The sequence below is a fragment of the Rahnella sp. RFA10(1/100) genome (assembly GCF_004195115.1).
In the GTDB taxonomy this organism is placed as follows: Bacteria; Pseudomonadota; Gammaproteobacteria; order Enterobacterales; family Enterobacteriaceae; genus Rahnella; species Rahnella perminowiae.
This window is the reverse complement of sequence record NZ_SEWR01000002.1, coordinates 190,201-207,249: the sequence shown is the minus strand read 5'-3', so window position 1 is coordinate 207,249 and position 17,049 is coordinate 190,201. Positions and strand designations below refer to the sequence as shown.

Here is a 17,049-nt window from a genome sequence, read left to right as displayed (position 1 = left end):
GCACTGCTCACAATAGTCATTCATTCACCGCAGTAATCGAGAGTGTTATGAATCAGAGCCATTTTTTCGCCCACCTTTCCCGCCTTAAACTGATCAGCCGCTGGCCGCTGATGCGCAATGTCCGTACTGAAAACGTGTCGGAGCACAGTCTGCAAGTCGCTTTCGTCGCCCATGCTTTAGCCGTGATCAAGAACCGTAAATTCAATGGCAATCTGAGTGCGGAACGCGTTGCTCTGCTCGCCATGTACCACGATGCCAGCGAAGTGCTTACCGGCGATATGCCGACGCCAATCAAGTATTACAATCCGCAGATTGCCCATGAGTACAAAAAGATTGAGAAAATTGCCCAGCAGAAACTGATTGAAATGCTGCCGAAGGAATTACAGGAGGATTTCCGCCCGCTGATTGACGAACATTATTATACGGAAGAAGAAAAACTGACCGTAAAACAGGCTGATGCGCTGTGCGCCTATCTGAAATGTCTGGAGGAATTATCGGCAGGCAATAACGAATTCACTCTGGCGAAAGCCCGTCTGGAGAAAACGCTGGCAGACAGAAAAAGCCCGGAAATGGATTACTTTATGGAAGTCTTCATTCCGAGTTTCAGCCTCTCGCTGGACGAAATCAGTCTCGATTCGCCGCTCTGAACCTGCGATCAGAACGGGAATAAGACAGGTACCAGAAATATGCTGACGACCATCACCAGCAAAGTGAACGGTACACCGATGCGGAGAAAGTCGCCAAACTGATAGTTGCCCGGCACCATAACCAGCGTATTTACCGGTGACGATACCGGTGTCATAAAAGCGGCAGAAGCCGCAATAGCAATAATCATGGTGAACGGGTACGGTGATACCCCCATCTGGTGTGCCGCCGCAATAGCAATCGGCGCCATCAGGACGGCCGTTGCAGTATTAGAAATAAACAGCCCGATGCTTGCACAGAGAATGAATAAGCTCAGCAACATTACATACGGGCCATAGCCGCCGCTTATCTCCATCAATCCCTTCACAATCAGTGCCACACCGCCGGTTTTCTGCAGAGCCAGCGCAAAAGGCATCATCCCGACGATCAGCAGCAAACTTGGCCAGTGAATGGCTTTATAAGCACTTTCCATCGTGATGCAACGGAATTTACCCATCAGAATACAGGCAATAATGGCGGCGATAGCGTTAGGCACATCATCGGTGAGCATCAGCGCCACCATCAGCGCCAGACAAAACAGCGCATGGGGTGCCTGGCTCAGAGCGGGCGCGACTTCATCCACTTCAGCGGGAAGATTAAGTACAATGAAATCATGCATTTGTTGCTGAAGCTGGCGGATCAGTTTCCAGTCGCCAATCACCAGCAGCATATCGCCCAGCTGCAATTCCTCATCCACCAGTTTTCCCTCCAGCGCTTCACCCTGGCGGCGGATACCCACAACATTTAAGCCATAGGTGGAGCGGAATGCCACATCACGCAGCGTTTTGCCGAGCAGTTCGGAATCGGGAATTAATGACACTTCGGCCATCCCGACATCCCGCGATTGCTCAGAAAAATACTCACCACGTAGCACCATAGGCTCGAGCATTTCGTCAGTGCAAAATTGTCTGATGGAGATGTCAGGATCCGACATATCGAGCAGTAACACATCGCGGGCAAACAGTTCCGTATTCCCCGTCGCGCTGACCATCACACGGCGAAATTTACGCCAGCGTTCAATGCCTACGACGTTCGCGCCGTAACGGGAACGCAGATGCACATCATCAAGTGTACGCCCGACCAAAGGCGAACCGGGGCGAATAGTGACGCGACGCGCACGGCCGGTCAGATGATAATCACGGATCAAATCCCGGAAAGTTCGCCGCTTCCAGTGTTGCTGACCTCGTGCCGCATCTTCTGATGACAGCCAGCGACGGGCAATCAGCATATATCCGATACCCATTATCAGTACCACCAGTCCCACCGGGGTGACGCCGAAGAAACCAAAACCGTCGAATCCCTCACGCAACAATTCACTGTTGACTACCATATTCGGCGGCGTAGCGACTAATGTCATCATACCGCTGATAAGCCCGGCGAAACTCAGCGGCATCATCAGTCGTGCGGGAGAGGTTTTCATGCGCGCCGAGACGCTCATCACCACAGGAATGAAGATCGCGACCACGCCGGTTGAACTCATAAAAGCGCCCAGACCTGCGACAGTAAGCATCAGCAAAACCAGCATCCGCGTTTCACTGTTGCCCGCCACTTTCATCAGCCAGTCACCGACCTGATACGCCACACCGGTTCTCACCAGCCCGTGGCCGACCACAAACAGCGCCGCGATCAAAATAACGTTCGGATCACTGAATCCGGCCAGTGCTTCATTGATAGTCAGCGTGCCGCTGAGCACAAAAGCAATAATGACCAGTAAAGCAACAATATCCATTCGCAGCGTATTGCGTGCAAACAGCACCATCGCAATAGCCAGCAACGTGACGACCCAAAGCAATTCACCGGTCAAAACACACTCCATTTGCGTTGAGATTGAGAGGCAGGAACGGGTACCAGAATGGCATAAAAAAACCCCGCACAGGCGGGGTTTATATCAATTTAAACAGGGAAATTGTGTTTTTTCTGACCTTAACGCAGACTGACTTTCACACCTTCGCCGGTACGGCTGATCAGCAGAACTTCCAATGTCGTCAGGTCGAAATCAACATTTTCAATCCCGGGCGTATCGTCCGGTGCGTTTACAGCAATGACTTTGCAGCCCGCGGCCAGCCCGGCCATCACACCGGCGGCGGCATCTTCAACCACCACGCAATCTTCCGGTGCCAGACCCAAACGTTCTGCTCCCAGCAAATAGGCGTCAGGCTGTGGTTTGCCATGTTTGACCTGTTCAGCGGTGATAAACACTTCAGGCTCAGGCAAATGCGCCGCTTTATGGCGCGCGCTGGCGACAGGCAAGGAACCGGATGTCACAATTGCCCAGGGAATATTCTGCCGGTTGAGTTCACTTAACAGCAAATGGGCACCGGGAAGCGCGGCTACCCCCTCGGTGTCCGTGGCTTCAATCTGTTCCAGCTTCAGAAACTCTTTTTGAATCGCTTCTTCACTTTCACCCGCCATAAAATGACGCAAAGAAGTGATCGCCTGCTTGCCATGAATAAACGCCAGTACCTCCTGGGGGCTGATGCCCCGGCTAAGCGCCCAGTTCACCCAGGCACGCTCAACTGCAGGTAATGAATCAACTAACGTTCCATCAAGGTCGAACAAAAAACCCTTACAAAGCACAGGCGACTCCTTTAAGTATTGACATCAGGCATTGATAATTTGCGCGATCTCTACCGCACTCAGATGATACTGACGCGGGCACGACTGCCAGACCGCCAGCATACGCTGGTATTTATCCCACATTTTGGTCTGCGAGTTAAATCCGTGAGTGCCTGCATCAAAATCGGTGTAACGTCCTTCGGTGTTCACCATAAAGCGAACATAGCTTAAATAGCGGGATTCCGTTGCGGCATCAAAACCCAGAAAATCAATACGGCGGCGATCCAAATCTTGCGTATCTTTCAAATGGGTCCAGGACACCTGCATCGCATGATGCATTTCCATAATATTAATCACTGTGCGACAGGTTTCCTCCGGCAATTCGCCGAAATCTCTGTCCAGCTCGCGCATTTGCAAACCAAAACCCCGTTCTACAACGGTTTGTAACCGGCGATAGCGTTCCGCATTATCGGGATCAAGCATGGTCATCATTTTGTATTGATTGGACAAAATCAGGCGTTGAGCGTTCGTCATTTCCATCGTGAAAATCCTCATGTCTGCATAATGCGCAAAGCATGGCATAGCGCAAAGTTCTGCGAAATCGCAAGCACACCATTCTTTGATTTGAGTCGGGATCTCACCTGAAATAATCACCGGGGAGATTTCCCCGGCGAGATACGACTTATGAAAGATTGTCATTGATGACAGGCGCAGCAAGCGGGGAAAACAGGCTTACAGATCGTCTAAGAAGGTTTTGTCCAGCTGTTTGAACGCGCGCTTAAGGACATCAGCCAGTGACTGGTACGTCGGCGTACCTTCAATCGGTGCCAGTGCCAGTCCGGATTCAGCGAGCTTGTTGCGTACATCATGGAACCAGCCGAGTAATCCCGGCGGCAGCGGCGTCAGAGAACGGCGACCCAGCCACCATAATCCTTGCATCGGCAGGCTGCAGGCAAAAATCGCCGTGGCGACGGCCAGACCGAGTTGTCCACCTAAAGCGATTTGCCACGTCAGGGTAAAGACCGCTACCGGCGGCATGATGCGCACGGCGAAACGCGTAGCCGTAGAAATCCGGTTCTCGGGAAACATCGGAGCCAGGCGCTTATCTGACGGCCATGTCTTCATATAGTGCTGCCCGCGCTGGAATACCTGGAACCAGCCTACGGAGCCTGTTGGCTTACTCGTCATCGTTGCACCTCAACTTCGCGTATAAAATTTAAAAAATAGTTGTAAAACACAAACTGGAGTTTACCACGATAAAATATATTTTGTTTTTGCTGGCACCTGTCGGTATTCTATCGCAGCCTCGCAACCCTCTCAGGTAACGGGATCAATATAAAGTTGGGGTGAAAGCGGTGAATTGCAATCTTTCATCCCCATAATAAGCATAGTGCCTCGGTCTGAGAGGATTTGTAATTAGTTATTGTATTTTTTGTTAGTGTTTTTACTGATTAGTAACATCCTGAAGACGTGTAAACCGAAATATACAGTGCTGTTTACTGATTTATTTCTGTTATCCGGACGCTTAAAAAAACCAAAGCCCGGCGATTCTTCAGCTTTTTCATCGTCATGTCCGTTTTGGCTCTCTGGCATGATGTTAATCATAATTGTCGCCGCCATTATGCGCTACGCTTGATGTCAGACTGACGATTTATTAACCACGTGTATTGTTTTTTTAAACAGCACCAACAATAAATAGGTACTTCCATGTCGAGTAAGCTTGTACTGGTTCTTAACTGTGGTAGTTCTTCCCTCAAGTTTGCCATCATTGATGCTGCAAACGGCGAAGAGCACATTTCAGGTTTAGCCGAATGTTTCCATCTGCCAGAAGCGCGCATTAAATGGAAAATGGACGGTGGCAAAGAAGAAGCCGCTTTGGGTGCGGGTGCCGCACACAGTGAAGCGTTGAAATTCATCGTTAATAACATTCTGAGCAAAAAACCTGAGCTGTCCGCAGAACTGGTTGCGATCGGCCACCGCATCGTTCATGGCGGCGAGAAGCTGACCAAATCAATGCTGATCAACGACGCGGTTATTGAGGGTATCAAAGAATCTATTCCGTTTGCGCCGCTGCATAATCCGGCTCACCTGATCGGTATCGATGAAGCCCTGAAATCATTCCCTAAACTGGCTGATAAAAACGTTGCCGTTTTCGACACGGCTTTCCATCAGACAATGCCAGAAGAATCCTACCTCTACGCACTGCCGTACAGCCTGTATAAAGATCATCACGTCCGTCGTTATGGCGCACACGGCACCAGTCACTTCTACGTGACACAGGAAGCCGCAAAAATGTTGAACAAACCCGTGGAAGAAGTGAACCTGATCACTTGCCACCTGGGTAACGGCGGTTCTGTCAGTGCAATCCGTAACGGTCAATGTGTTGATACCTCCATGGGCCTGACCCCACTGGAAGGTCTGGTGATGGGTACCCGCAGCGGTGACATCGACCCGGCCATCATCTTCCATCTGCACGATTCACTGGGCATGAGCGTTGATCAAATCAACAAAATGTTGACCAAAGAATCAGGTCTGCTGGGCCTGACTGAAGTCACCAGTGACTGCCGTTATGTTGAAGATAACTACACCACCAAAGCAGATGCTAAACGTGCCATGGATGTCTTCTGCCACCGCCTGGCGAAATACATCGGTGCGTATACCTCATTGATGGAAGGCCGTCTGGATGCCGTCGTATTCACCGGTGGTATCGGTGAAAACGCTGCAATGGTTCGCGAACTGTCGCTGGCTAAACTGGGTCTGCTGGGCTTTGAAGTGGATCACGAACGTAACCTGGCTGCCCGTTTTGGCAAATCCGGGGCGATCAATAAAGAAGGCACCCGCGCCGCTCTGGTTATTCCAACCAACGAAGAGCTGGTGATTGCACAAGACGCCGCGCGTCTGACTGCATAATTCGATTCAAGACTGCCCGCGTAATGCGGGCAATTTTTCACTTATAGGCAAACGCCGCCCGTTTGGACGCACCGCGCAGGATAATCATCGCGCTTATGCTGATCATTATCCTCCCTGTACAAACCTGCGAAGGTCCCTGCCTGGCAACCGTTAAAGAGGTTTAGCCGTGTCCCGTACAATTATGTTGATCCCTACAGGCACCAGCGTCGGTCTGACCAGCGTCAGCCTGGGCGTGATCCGTGCCATGGAACAAAAAGGCGTCAGCCTGAGTATCTTCAAGCCTATCGCCCAACCGCGTACTGGCGGAGATGCTCCTGACCAAACCACCACCATTATTCGTGCTAACTCCAGCGTGACCGCTGCAGAACCGCTGAAAATGAGCCATGTGGAAACCTTGCTGAGCTCAAACCAGCAAGACGTACTGATGGAAGAAATCATCGCGCGTTATCATGAAAATACCAAAGATGCGGAAGTGGTGCTGGTTGAAGGCTTAGTGCCTACCCGTAAACACCAGTTCGCCAATGCGCTGAACTATGAAATTGCCAAAACCCTGAATGCAGAAATCGTCTTTGTGCTGGCGCTGGGCAATGATTCTCCTGCACAGTTGAAAGAACGTATCGAACTGGCCCGTTCCAGCTTCGGTGGCAGCAAGAACAAAAATATCACCGGCGTAATCATTAACAAACTGAATGCGCCGGTTGACGATCAGGGTCGTACACGTCCTGACCTGTCCGAAATCTTTGATGATTCCACCAAAGCCAGCGTGGCGAATATCGACCCGACCCAGTTGTTCGCTAACAGCCCGCTACCGGTTCTTGGCTGCATTCCCTGGAGCTTCGAGCTGATTGCCACCCGCGCAATCGACATGGCTAAGCATCTGAACGCACGTATTATCAACGAAGGCGATGTGAAAACCCGCCGCGTGAAATCCGTAACATTCTGTGCACGCAGCATTCCGCATATGCTGGAGCATTTCCGTCCGGGCTCTCTGCTGGTGACCTCTGCTGATCGTCCTGACGTGTTGGTTTCAGCCTGTCTGGCCGCCATGAACGGCGTGGAAATTGGCGCTATCCTGCTGACCGGTGGTTATGAAATCGACGAACGCATCAACAGCCTGTGTGAACGTGCCTTCCAGACCGGCCTGCCTGTCTTTATGGTAGAAACCAACACCTGGCAGACCTCCCTGAGCCTGCAGAGCTTTAATCTGGAAGTACCTGCAGATGACCATCAGCGTGTAGAGAAACTGCAACAGTACGTGGCGTCTCACATTAACGCTGACTGGATCAACTCCCTGAGCGCACATTCCGAACGTTCACGCCGTCTGTCACCGCCGGCATTCCGCTATCAGCTGACCGAACTGGCCCGTAAAGCCGGTAAACGTATTGTTCTGCCGGAAGGCGACGAACCACGTACCGTAAAAGCGGCAGCGCTGTGTGCTGAACGTGGTATCGCTGAATGCGTACTGTTGGGTAATCCTGACGAAATCAAACGCGTTGCAGCAGCTCAGGGCGTGACGCTGGGTAAAGGCATCGAAATCGTTGATCCGGTGGCTGTCCGTGAAGAATATGTAGCCCGTCTGGTTGAACTGCGCAAAAACAAAGGCATGACCGAAGTGGTTGCACGTGAACAACTCGAAGACAACGTGGTTCTGGGCACTCTGATGCTGGAACAAGGTAACGTTGACGGTCTGGTTTCCGGTGCGGTTCACACCACAGCAAACACCATCCGCCCGCCGTTGCAGCTGATCAAAACCGCACCGGGTAGCTCGCTGGTTTCCTCTGTATTCTTCATGCTGCTGCCTGACCAGGTTCTGGTTTACGGCGACTGCGCGATCAACCCGGATCCTACCGCTGAACAGCTGTCTGAAATCGCAATCCAGTCTGCGGATTCTGCTGCGGCGTTCGGTATCGAACCACGCGTTGCGATGATCTCCTACTCAACCGGTAATTCCGGCGCAGGTAGCGATGTTGAAAAAGTGCGTGAAGCGACCCGTCTGGCACAGGAAAAACGCCCGGATTTGATCATCGATGGCCCGCTGCAATATGACGCCGCTATCATGGCTGACGTTGCTCAGTCCAAAGCGCCAAACTCGCCGGTTGCGGGTAAAGCGACCGTGTTCATCTTCCCTGACCTGAATACCGGTAACACCACGTACAAAGCGGTACAGCGTTCTGCGGATCTGGTCTCAATCGGACCGATGTTGCAGGGCATGCGTAAACCGGTCAATGACCTGTCACGTGGCGCACTGGTAGACGATATCGTCTACACCGTTGCACTGACAGCGATTCAGTCTGCTCAGGCAGAAGCGGCTGTTCCGGCTAAATAAGTCAGAACTTCTGAAGGTAAGACGCCGGACTTAATATCCGGCGTTTTTTTTGGGTCACATTTCTTTCGATAAAAATTCAGAGCAATGTTTTCGCGGCTTCCAGAATATGCTCAGCCGTCAGGCCATATTCCTGCTGTAAAAACTCCTGCGTGCCCACCTGACCGTAACGTTCCTTCACGCCGACACGGCGCATCGGCACCGGCTGATTTTCTACCAGTACTTCCGCCACCGCAGATCCCAGCCCGTTGTGAATACTGTGGTTTTCGCTGGTCACTATTTTGCCGGTTTTCGCGGCGTATTGAATGATGATGTCTTTATCAATCGGCTTGAGGGTGAACATGTCAATGACCGCCGCACTCACGCCTTCGCGCCCGAGCATTTCTGCCGCTTTCAGTGCTTCAGCGACCATAATGCCGTTGGCAATCAGCGTCACGTCTTTGCCATCGCGCAGCACATTGGCTTTGCCGATGGTGAATGTCGAACCTTCCTGATAAACCTGCGTGGCCTGTTTACGGATGGTGCGCACCCAGTAAAAGCCTTTCAAATCCATCAGTTGCAACAGGATATCGCGGAACATTACGGCGTCGGTAACTTCCATCACCACCGAACTCGCCAGCCCGCGCACGATACCCATATCCTCAAACGACATATGCGTACCACCGTTATGGCAGGCACTGACGCCCGCATCGGACGCAATAATCTTCACATTATTTTTCTGATAATCCAGTGACATAAACAGCTGATCGAAACAGCGGCGGCTGGCGAATGCGGTAAAAGTATGCACAAAAGGCACGCGACCGGTCAGCGACAAACCTGCTGCAACGCCGATCACGTTGGCTTCCATGATGCCGCAGTTAATCACATGATCAGGGTGATCTTTATGCACGCCGTCCATCGCCATCGAGCTCATCAGGTCGGCTTCAAGCGCGATAACCGGCGTGTTCTCTACGATCTTTTGGCGCACGGTATTGGCGTAAACTTTGCGCATTTCCACCGCGTCTTTTTGTAATTCCAGAGAGACTTCAAACATGGGTGGCCTCCAGCTCAGCGATAGCGTTTTCGATTTCCAGTTTCACATCCGGCGTTAGACGCAGATGGTGCGAGTTCGCCAGTTGTTCGAGATACTTCACGCCCTGCCCTTTGATGCTGTCGAGTATCACCACCAGCGGACGTTGCTCAGCATGACGAACCGGTGTGACCGCCTCACTTATCGCTGCAATGTCATCGCCTTTAATGGTCTGCACATCAAAGCCAAATGCACTGAATTTTCCGGCCAGATCAAACGGCTTGATGACTTCATCCAGCGTGCCGTCGAGTTGCTGTTTGTTGTAATCAATGAACAGCATCAGATTGTGCAGGTTGTGGTGTGCAATAAACTGGAAGGCTTCCCAGCACTGTCCTTCGTTGAGTTCGCCGTCGCCAAGAATGCAGAATACACGGTTGCTGCGACCGGCCAGCTTATGCGAAAGCGCCATGCCCGCCGCAATGGACACGCCTTGTCCCAGCGAGCCGGTGGTCGCATCCACGCCCGTGGTGCGCAGCCGGTCCGGATGGCTCGGCAGACGGGTTCCGTTCTGGTTGAGTGTGTGTAATTCGCTGACCGGGAAATAACCTTTCAGTGCCAGCGTGGCATACAGCGCCGGCCCCGCATGGCCTTTTGACAGCACGAAATAATCACGATCTTGCCAGTCTGGTTTTTCCGGATCGATGCGCATCACATCGCCATACAACACGGCCAGCGTCTCCACCACGGACATGCTGCCGCCATAATGCCCGAATCCCAGACCGGTCAGCATTTTCAGCGTCTCGATGCGGATATGGCGGGCAAGATCACGAACCTTCTGGACATCTTTCATCTTCATGGGTCCTTATTTTAATGAATGCTTATCCTGACCTGTTATTTCTAACAGGCAGGACAGTGTTTCCCGGATGGAGTTAAAAACGCAGTGATGCAGGCTATTACTTCTCAGTGGCTTCTTTCTCAGCCACCGGTTTTTTACCGAGATAGTTCCAGGCAACCAGTACCGCGAAGATTCCGACAATCAGCGCCATGATGCCTTCCTTCGACATGAAGCGGGCCAGGTTACCCAGCAGAATGCCAATAACGCCGAAATCCGCATCAGAGAAGGTTGCATTGGCAAAGCCCAGCGCGCCGAGTACCGGTAACAACAGAACCGGCAGGAAGGTAATCAGCACGCCGTTGGCAAATGCACCGACCATCGCCCCGCGACGCCCGCCGGTGGCATTACCAAACACGCCCGCCGTTGCACCGGTGAAGAAGTGCGGCACTACACCGGGCAGGATCAGCACCAGATGCATCTGCCCTAACAGGAACAGCCCCACCAGCCCCCCGAGGAAGCTGAACAGGAAGCCAATCAGCACCGCATTCGGCGCGTACGGATACACCACCGGGCAATCCAGCGCCGGGCGGGCATTAGGCACCAGTTTCTCGGAGAAGCCGACGAATGCCGGAACGATTTCAGCCAGGATCAGACGCACCCCTTGCAGAATGATGAACACGCCCGCCGCGAAAGTAATTGCCATAATAATGGCGTACACCAGATAGTTCTGACCTGCGCTGTAAGTGGCTTCAACAAAGACCTGCCCCGCGAATACCGCCATAATCAGATAAATGATAATCATGGTGAGCGAGATAGAAATGGAACTGTCACGCAGGAAGCTGAGGTTTTTCGGCAAATTCATTTCTTCCGTAGAACGTGAACCTTTACCGACCTTGCTGCCTATCCAGCCCGATAAGACATAACCGATAGTGCCGAAATGACCGAATGCGACGTCATCGCTGCCGGTGATTTTACGCATATAGCGTTGCGCCAGCGCCGGGAAGAACGCCATGATAAGCCCGAGCGTCAGGGAACCGGTGAACACCAGTGAAACGCCTTCGAAACCGGCCACTGTCAGAATAACGCTGATCATACAGGCCATATAAAACGTATGGTGACCGGTCAGAAACACATATTTAAGACGGGTGAAACGGGCCACGATCAGATTTGCCACCATACCAAACGCCATAATTAACGCTGTCGGTGCACCGAATTTCTCCAGCGCAATGGAAACAATCGCTTCGTTATTAGGAATAATACCCTGGATATTAAAGGCATGTTCAAACATGCCGCCTAAAGGATTTAATGAACCGACTAATACTGTGGCACCACCGCCTAAGACTAAAAAACCCAGTATTGTTTTAACCGTGCCTTTCACCACATCAGAAAAGTTTTTCTTTTGCGCTACCAGACCGATTAATGCGATGAGCCCCACCAGTATAGAAGGCACTTTTAATATATCGACCACAAACTTGAGCGTTTCCTGGATAAACATATCCACCTCGTTTGTCTATTTGTTTTATTTGTAGGGTTATTCCGTGCCGGTCAGGACACCGGATGCTTTTCAAAGTGAGCCATCAGTTTTGTTTCAAGTTCATTAATATCAATGATGTTAGTGATCACCACCAGCTGGTTTTCAGGAATACTGGCGCTGGCAGCGATGTCCTTTGCCATCACAAACAGATCGGCCTCGCCCGGAATGGCTGAGGACAAATCGGAGTGCTGAACATCTGCCTGAATATTAAGTTTTTTCAGAACCTTCTTGATGTTCATTTCAACCATAAAACTGCTGCCTAAACCGGAGCCACAAATCGCCATGATTTTCATTTTTTCACCTGTTCTTTATCTGTTTTTTAAAAGTTTACATTGCGTAGGATCACAGTTCAGTTGCACATATTCATGCCCCTGAATTTCAGGATTTCTTTAGGCTTGAACCCCATGCCCTTCTGATATAAAGGCAGACTAATAGCGGGATATAATGTCCTGAATTTCTCTGATCGTTTTTGCCTGATGTATTTTCTGCATATCTTCTTCACTGGAAAATAATTCCGCCAGTTCAGAAATCAGTTCAACATGACTGTGTTTATCAGCAGCCGATAACATCACCACCGTATAGACCGGGTCGTTATCCTCTGAATTAAACACCACGCCGTGTGGCAGTGTCAGTAACGAGAGTCCCAACCCGTTCGCCCCTTCTTCTGGTCTGGCATGCGGCATGGCAATACCCGGTGCCAGAACAAAATACGGCCCCAGCTTTTCCCGTTGAGCGAAAATTGCCGTCAGGTAATCCGGGGTTATGGTCCCTTCTTTCAGCAGGGGTTGTGCACTGACCTCCACCGCCTGCCGCCAGTCCGTGATATCCGTTCTGATCTGAATTCGTTCAGATGTCAGCCAATCATTTAACATAGTCAGGCTCCGTATTTTTTTAAGATGGCCGGTCAAATTTCCCCCGGACCGCACCAACGATCCTGACTCTACTTCAGCGATAGCGTTAACATCTGTGACACACATCCCAAAGATAGCGCTACCAAACTTCTATCATTGAGAACTGTGATAGCGCTATCAAAAATAATCGCGCGGCGGTACCACCGTCCCGTGGATCACATAAATAACGGTATACTTTGTCTGGAAATTGCCGATAATTTACCGAATTCTGCCGTGGTTCCCGTTTTGCCGGTCCTGCTGCGGCCCGCTTTTTTCGCTATACCCATGGGTATACATTGTGCGCAAGATGCGCAGTTAAGGTCAGGATCGTGAATGTCCATTAACAAGAAGAGACGCAGTACCGGAAGAGTGACGCTGGCCGATGTTGCGCAGCTGGCAGGCGTGGGCAGTATGACCGTCTCCCGTGCACTGCGAACACCTGAACAGGTCTCCGACAAGCTGCGGGAGAAGATCGAAGAGGCCGTGAGCCAGCTCGGATACCTGCCCAATCAGGCCGCCAGTTCGCTGGCTTCTGCTTCATCAAATACCATTGCGATGATTGTACCGAGCCTTTCCGAAGCGGGCTGCGCCGAGATGTTTGCCGGGTTACAAAAAGTGCTGCAACCGGCGGGTTATCAGATCATGCTGGCGGAATCTCAGCATCGTATTGAGCGGGAAGAAAAACTGCTGGAAACGCTGCTTTCCTATAATCTGGCGGCGGCGATTTTGCTGTCCGTTGAGCATTCGGCCAACGTACGGCAATGGCTGGATAACCTGACCATACCGGTGCTGGAAATCGGCGCGCTGACCGATTCGCCGATCGACATGAATATCGGCATTGATTATGTCGAGGCGATGTTTCAGCTAACCCGGACGGTGATCGCCAGGGGGTATCAGAATATCGGCATGTTGTGTGCTAATCAGGAGCAGTGGATTTTCCAGCAACACCTTCAGGGTTGGCGCAAGGCCATGTTAAAAGCGCACATGTCTCCGCACCGGGTGATAAACGCCGCTGAGCCAGCCAGCTTCTCCACCGGCGCTCAGCAATTGCCGGAATTTCTGCTCGCCTGGCCGGAAATTGACGCGCTGGTGTGTGTTTCCGACGATCTCGCCTGTGGCGCATTGTATGAATGTCAGCGCAGACGCATCAAAGTGCCTGACGATCTTGCCGTGGTCGGCTTTGGCAACGCCGATGTCAGTAAAGTATGCCAGCCACCGCTGACCACCATTGCCATACCGCATAAAGAAATCGGGATACGGGCTGCCCAGGCGTTACTGGCGAGGATTAATGACGAGGAGTGGGAAGAAGTGATGATCGCTTCGTCGTTGTGCAAGCGGGAGAGTTGCTAAAGAAAACGGGCGATATGAGCTCGCCCGTAAGTGTGTCTCAGATAGCGTCTTTTGGTGACGACACCACGGCATCGTTTTTAGGGTCTTCAGAGACAGACGCGTCAGCCACAGCAGCGTCGGCTTCACGGGTCAGAGGCTTACCGTGTTCTTTTTCATTGTTGCGCGTCATCCACAGAGAAAGTGCTTTCAGCGAGTCTGGCGTAAATTCATCACAGCGCGCGGTAATTTCTTCCGGTGTCATCCAGCGCACGGCATCAATTTCTTCTTCCTGCAGGGCAAACGGACCGTGGGATACACAGCTGAACAGTGCACCCCATACGCGGCATTTGTTCTCTTCTTCAAAGTAGAACTGACCGTGCTCTGCAAACGGCACACCGGCGATGCCCAGTTCTTCCTCGGCTTCACGGCGGGCAGAATCAAGAATATTTTCACCGCTTTGCACTACACCACCGGCCGTTGCATCAAGCCAGCCCGGATAGAAGTCTTTGGTTTCAGTCCGACGCTGAACCAAAATATTCCCCATTCCATCATGAACCACAATATAGCTGGCACGGTGACGCAGGACCTGAGCACGCATTTGTTGTCGGCTGGCCTGGGCAATGACCTCGTTGTCTTCGTTGACGATATCCACCCACTCATCCGTACTGATGTTTTGCTCTTGTTCTGACATCCGCTGGAACCTTCTCTTTTAAGCGCTGATCTGTGCGCAATAAGTCTGTGCGCTGTGATTTTGCAACACGTCGATAATGTGCTGAGATTCTATCTGGGTCTGCTGGTTAGCTTCAATAGCTATGGATGCGTTGATGCAACCTAAAAGCTATGTTACCCCGCAAAGTTCGCCATCAGACAAGTCTGACATAGACTTCTAAACATCTACATTATGATAACCTAATAAACCGGATAAGAAGTTTGTGATTACCCGTTCCCTATTGGCGTATCCCGTCCCCGCCAGTCGCGACAGTGATTAAAACAACGCAGGAGGCAATATGATCGATCTTTATTACGCTCCCACACCGAATGGCCATAAAATTTCTCTTTTTCTTGAAGAGAGTGGCCTGCAATACCGGCTCCATCGCGTTGATATCAGCGCCGGAGAACAGTTCAAACCTGAATTTCTGGCCATTTCGCCAAACAACAAAATCCCGGCGATTGTTGACAGTCAGCCCGTTGACGGCGGCGCACCGATCGGTATTTTTGAGTCTGGCGCAATTTTGCAATATCTGGCAGAAAAAACCGGAAAATTTCTCAGCAAAGAGTTGCGCGAGCGGACTGCGACACTGGAATGGCTCACCTGGCAGGTAGCCAGCTTTGGTCCGATGCTGGGTCAGAACCACCACTTTACGCATTACGCGCCGCAACCGGTCCCTTATGCCATTGAGCGTTATTTACAGGAAACTCAGCGTCTGTATGGTGTGCTGAACCGCCAGTTAGAGAAAAACGCGTATATCGCCGGGGAGAATTACAGTATCGCCGACATAGCCACTTATCCGTGGGTAGCGGCTCATGAACGTCAGCGAATTGATCTCGCACAATACCCGGCCGTGCGCAATTGGTTCGAAAGGGTTAAAAGCCGCCCGGCGACACAAAAAGCCTACGCGCTGGCGCAGGTTCCGTAAGCCCCTTCAGTTTGCCGGCAGCATTGTGAATGTCTCAAAATAAAAAACCCTTAATTGTGCTCCATATCGCGCGTTAATAGCGATGACTCATCTATGATTAAAGGCAGTTCATCCGCGTATTCAGACAGTTAAGGATCACGATATGAAGATCTTGATTACCGGCGCCACCGGCCTCATCGGAAGGAAACTCACCGAACGGCTGCTTGCGCAATCTCATCAGATCACCGCCCTGAGCCGTGCACCTGAACGCGCGGCGAAGTTACTCGGCACTCAGGTTTCCGTCTGGGAAACGCTGCAAGGAAAAACCTCACTTGATGGTTTCGATGCCGTAATTAATCTTGCCGGTGAACCGATTGCCGACAAACGCTGGACCAAAGAGCATAAAGCATTGCTTTGTGAAAGCCGCTGGAAACTGACCGAACAACTGGCAACGCTGATTAATGCCAGTGAAAAGCCGCCTTCTGTGTTTATCTCCGGCTCAGCGGTCGGATATTACGGCGATCAGGGTCAGGCGCTCGTGCCGGAAGACGAGCCACCTAATAAGCAGTTTACCTGGCAGTTATGTGCCCGCTGGGAAGCACTGGCGATGTCAGCACAAAGCCCGGCAACGCGTGTTTGTTTGCTGCGTACCGGCATCGTCCTGGCTGAAAAAGGCGGTGCGCTGGCAAAAATAGTTCTGCCCTACCGTGCCGGTCTCGGTGGCCCGCTCGGTGATGGTCAGCAATACATGCCCTGGATCCACATCAGCGACATGATTGACGCGATTATTTTCCTGCTGGAACACGAAACACTTTCCGGCCCGTTCAATATGGTGTCGCCGTACCCGGCACGTAACGAGCAATTCAGCGCTCTGCTTGGCGAAGTATTGCACCGTCCGGCATTTATGCGGGCACCCGCGCCGGTAATAAGGTTACTGATGGGGGAATCCGCCGTGCTGGTACTCGGCGGACAGCGTGCCGTCCCGCGCAGGCTGGAAGCCGCAGGGTTTATATTTAAGCATCAGGAGCTGAAAGAGGCGCTGGAGGATTTGCTCGGGTGACGGGTCTTGCAGCCCTTCACCCTGCCGTACCAGACTGGGGATGTTTCGGTTTCTCAATAACTGAGATTACTTAACTTTCTGCGCCGAAACCGCCCAAAGGAGGAAAGTGCTTTTCCTCCTTTGGATTCCTCCTCGCTTTTTCAACAAGCGATAACGCTCGCTAGCTATGTTTCAGGTATCACTGCGACAGGCTGGAAATCTTGCCGCTGCGCGGTGCCTTCATTTCGGGATTGCAGCCTTGGGTCTGCAACCTCTCATTCAGCAAGCTTTCTGAAACGCCCGTGCGATCTTAAATTCAAAGGC

The 17,049-nt window shown here is 51.7% G+C and carries 16 protein-coding genes; 6 read left to right on the top strand and 10 right to left on the bottom strand.

Annotated elements, in window-relative coordinates:
* Positions 1 to 47: 47 nt before the first annotated feature.
* Entirely contained in the window at positions 48 to 647 is a 600-nt protein-coding gene (yfbR, locus tag ETV65_RS07755; RefSeq protein WP_129952332.1) for a 5'-deoxynucleotidase, read from the top strand.
* A gap of 8 nt (positions 648 to 655) precedes the next feature.
* On the opposite strand, the gene ETV65_RS07750 is transcribed toward yfbR, so the two are convergent.
* The 4 genes from ETV65_RS07750 to yfbV all read right to left on the bottom strand — a co-directional run bounded on the left by ETV65_RS07750 (position 656) and on the right by yfbV (position 4,428).
* The gene (locus ETV65_RS07750) at positions 656 to 2,488 is read right to left on the bottom strand and encodes an SLC13 family permease (protein WP_129952331.1); all 1,833 of its coding nucleotides are present in this window, start codon (positions 2,486 to 2,488) and stop codon (positions 656 to 658) included.
* A gap of 119 nt (positions 2,489 to 2,607) precedes the next feature.
* A complete protein-coding gene (locus tag ETV65_RS07745) occupies positions 2,608 to 3,261 on the bottom strand; it encodes a sugar phosphatase (protein WP_129952330.1) in 654 nt (217 codons plus the stop codon).
* Positions 3,262 to 3,285: 24 nt separating this feature from the next.
* Positions 3,286 to 3,780: a YfbU family protein gene (locus ETV65_RS07740; protein WP_129952329.1), complete on the bottom strand. Its 495-nt coding sequence runs from the start codon at positions 3,778 to 3,780 to the stop codon at positions 3,286 to 3,288.
* Between the two features lie 192 nt (positions 3,781 to 3,972).
* Positions 3,973 to 4,428, bottom strand: a complete 456-nt coding sequence (gene yfbV, locus ETV65_RS07735; protein ID WP_129952328.1) for a terminus macrodomain insulation protein YfbV — start codon at positions 4,426 to 4,428, stop codon at positions 3,973 to 3,975.
* Positions 4,429 to 4,947: 519 nt separating this feature from the next.
* Here yfbV and ackA point away from each other — a divergent pair.
* A complete protein-coding gene (ackA, locus tag ETV65_RS07725) occupies positions 4,948 to 6,150 on the top strand; it encodes an acetate kinase (protein ID WP_129952326.1) in 1,203 nt (400 codons plus the stop codon).
* 181 nt (positions 6,151 to 6,331) lie between these two features.
* The gene (gene pta, locus ETV65_RS07720) at positions 6,332 to 8,476 is read left to right on the top strand and encodes a phosphate acetyltransferase (RefSeq protein ID WP_205951578.1); all 2,145 of its coding nucleotides are present in this window, start codon (positions 6,332 to 6,334) and stop codon (positions 8,474 to 8,476) included.
* Positions 8,477 to 8,552: 76 nt separating this feature from the next.
* Here the strand turns inward: pta and ETV65_RS07715 are convergent, their stop codons facing one another.
* The 5 genes from ETV65_RS07715 to ETV65_RS07695 form a co-directional block, all read right to left on the bottom strand.
* Complete coding sequence (locus tag ETV65_RS07715) at positions 8,553 to 9,506, bottom strand: transketolase family protein (RefSeq protein ID WP_129952324.1); 954 nt, start codon at positions 9,504 to 9,506, stop codon at positions 8,553 to 8,555.
* Entirely contained in the window at positions 9,499 to 10,332 is an 834-nt protein-coding gene (locus tag ETV65_RS07710) for a transketolase (RefSeq protein WP_129952323.1), read from the bottom strand. Before ETV65_RS07710 ends, ETV65_RS07715 begins: the two co-directional genes overlap by 8 nt.
* Before the next feature lie 103 nt (positions 10,333 to 10,435).
* Complete coding sequence (locus tag ETV65_RS07705) at positions 10,436 to 11,812, bottom strand: PTS ascorbate transporter subunit IIC (RefSeq protein WP_129952322.1); 1,377 nt, start codon at positions 11,810 to 11,812, stop codon at positions 10,436 to 10,438.
* A 50-nt stretch (positions 11,813 to 11,862) separates the two neighbouring features.
* The gene (locus tag ETV65_RS07700; protein ID WP_129952321.1) at positions 11,863 to 12,144 is read right to left on the bottom strand and encodes a PTS sugar transporter subunit IIB; all 282 of its coding nucleotides are present in this window, start codon (positions 12,142 to 12,144) and stop codon (positions 11,863 to 11,865) included.
* A 135-nt stretch (positions 12,145 to 12,279) separates the two neighbouring features.
* On the bottom strand, positions 12,280 to 12,723 hold the full coding sequence (locus tag ETV65_RS07695) for a PTS sugar transporter subunit IIA (protein WP_129952320.1): 444 nt from the start codon (positions 12,721 to 12,723) through the stop codon (positions 12,280 to 12,282).
* Between the two features lie 351 nt (positions 12,724 to 13,074).
* On the opposite strand from ETV65_RS07695, the gene ETV65_RS07690 reads away from it, so the two are divergent.
* The gene (locus ETV65_RS07690) at positions 13,075 to 14,091 is read left to right on the top strand and encodes a LacI family DNA-binding transcriptional regulator (protein WP_129952319.1); all 1,017 of its coding nucleotides are present in this window, start codon (positions 13,075 to 13,077) and stop codon (positions 14,089 to 14,091) included.
* A gap of 37 nt (positions 14,092 to 14,128) precedes the next feature.
* Here ETV65_RS07690 and yfcD read toward each other — a convergent pair whose 3' ends face one another.
* Positions 14,129 to 14,761, bottom strand: a complete 633-nt coding sequence (gene yfcD / locus ETV65_RS07685) for an NUDIX hydrolase YfcD (protein ID WP_129952318.1) — start codon at positions 14,759 to 14,761, stop codon at positions 14,129 to 14,131.
* Between the two features lie 316 nt (positions 14,762 to 15,077).
* Between yfcD and yfcG the strand changes: the two genes are divergently transcribed.
* Both yfcG and ETV65_RS07675 read left to right on the top strand, forming a co-directional pair.
* Positions 15,078 to 15,707 (top strand): GSH-dependent disulfide bond oxidoreductase, encoded by a 630-nt coding sequence (yfcG, locus tag ETV65_RS07680; RefSeq protein ID WP_129952317.1) that lies wholly within the window; start codon positions 15,078 to 15,080, stop codon positions 15,705 to 15,707.
* A 142-nt stretch (positions 15,708 to 15,849) separates the two neighbouring features.
* Complete coding sequence (locus ETV65_RS07675; protein ID WP_129952316.1) at positions 15,850 to 16,746, top strand: TIGR01777 family oxidoreductase; 897 nt, start codon at positions 15,850 to 15,852, stop codon at positions 16,744 to 16,746.
* Positions 16,747 to 17,049: the final 303 nt, after the last annotated feature.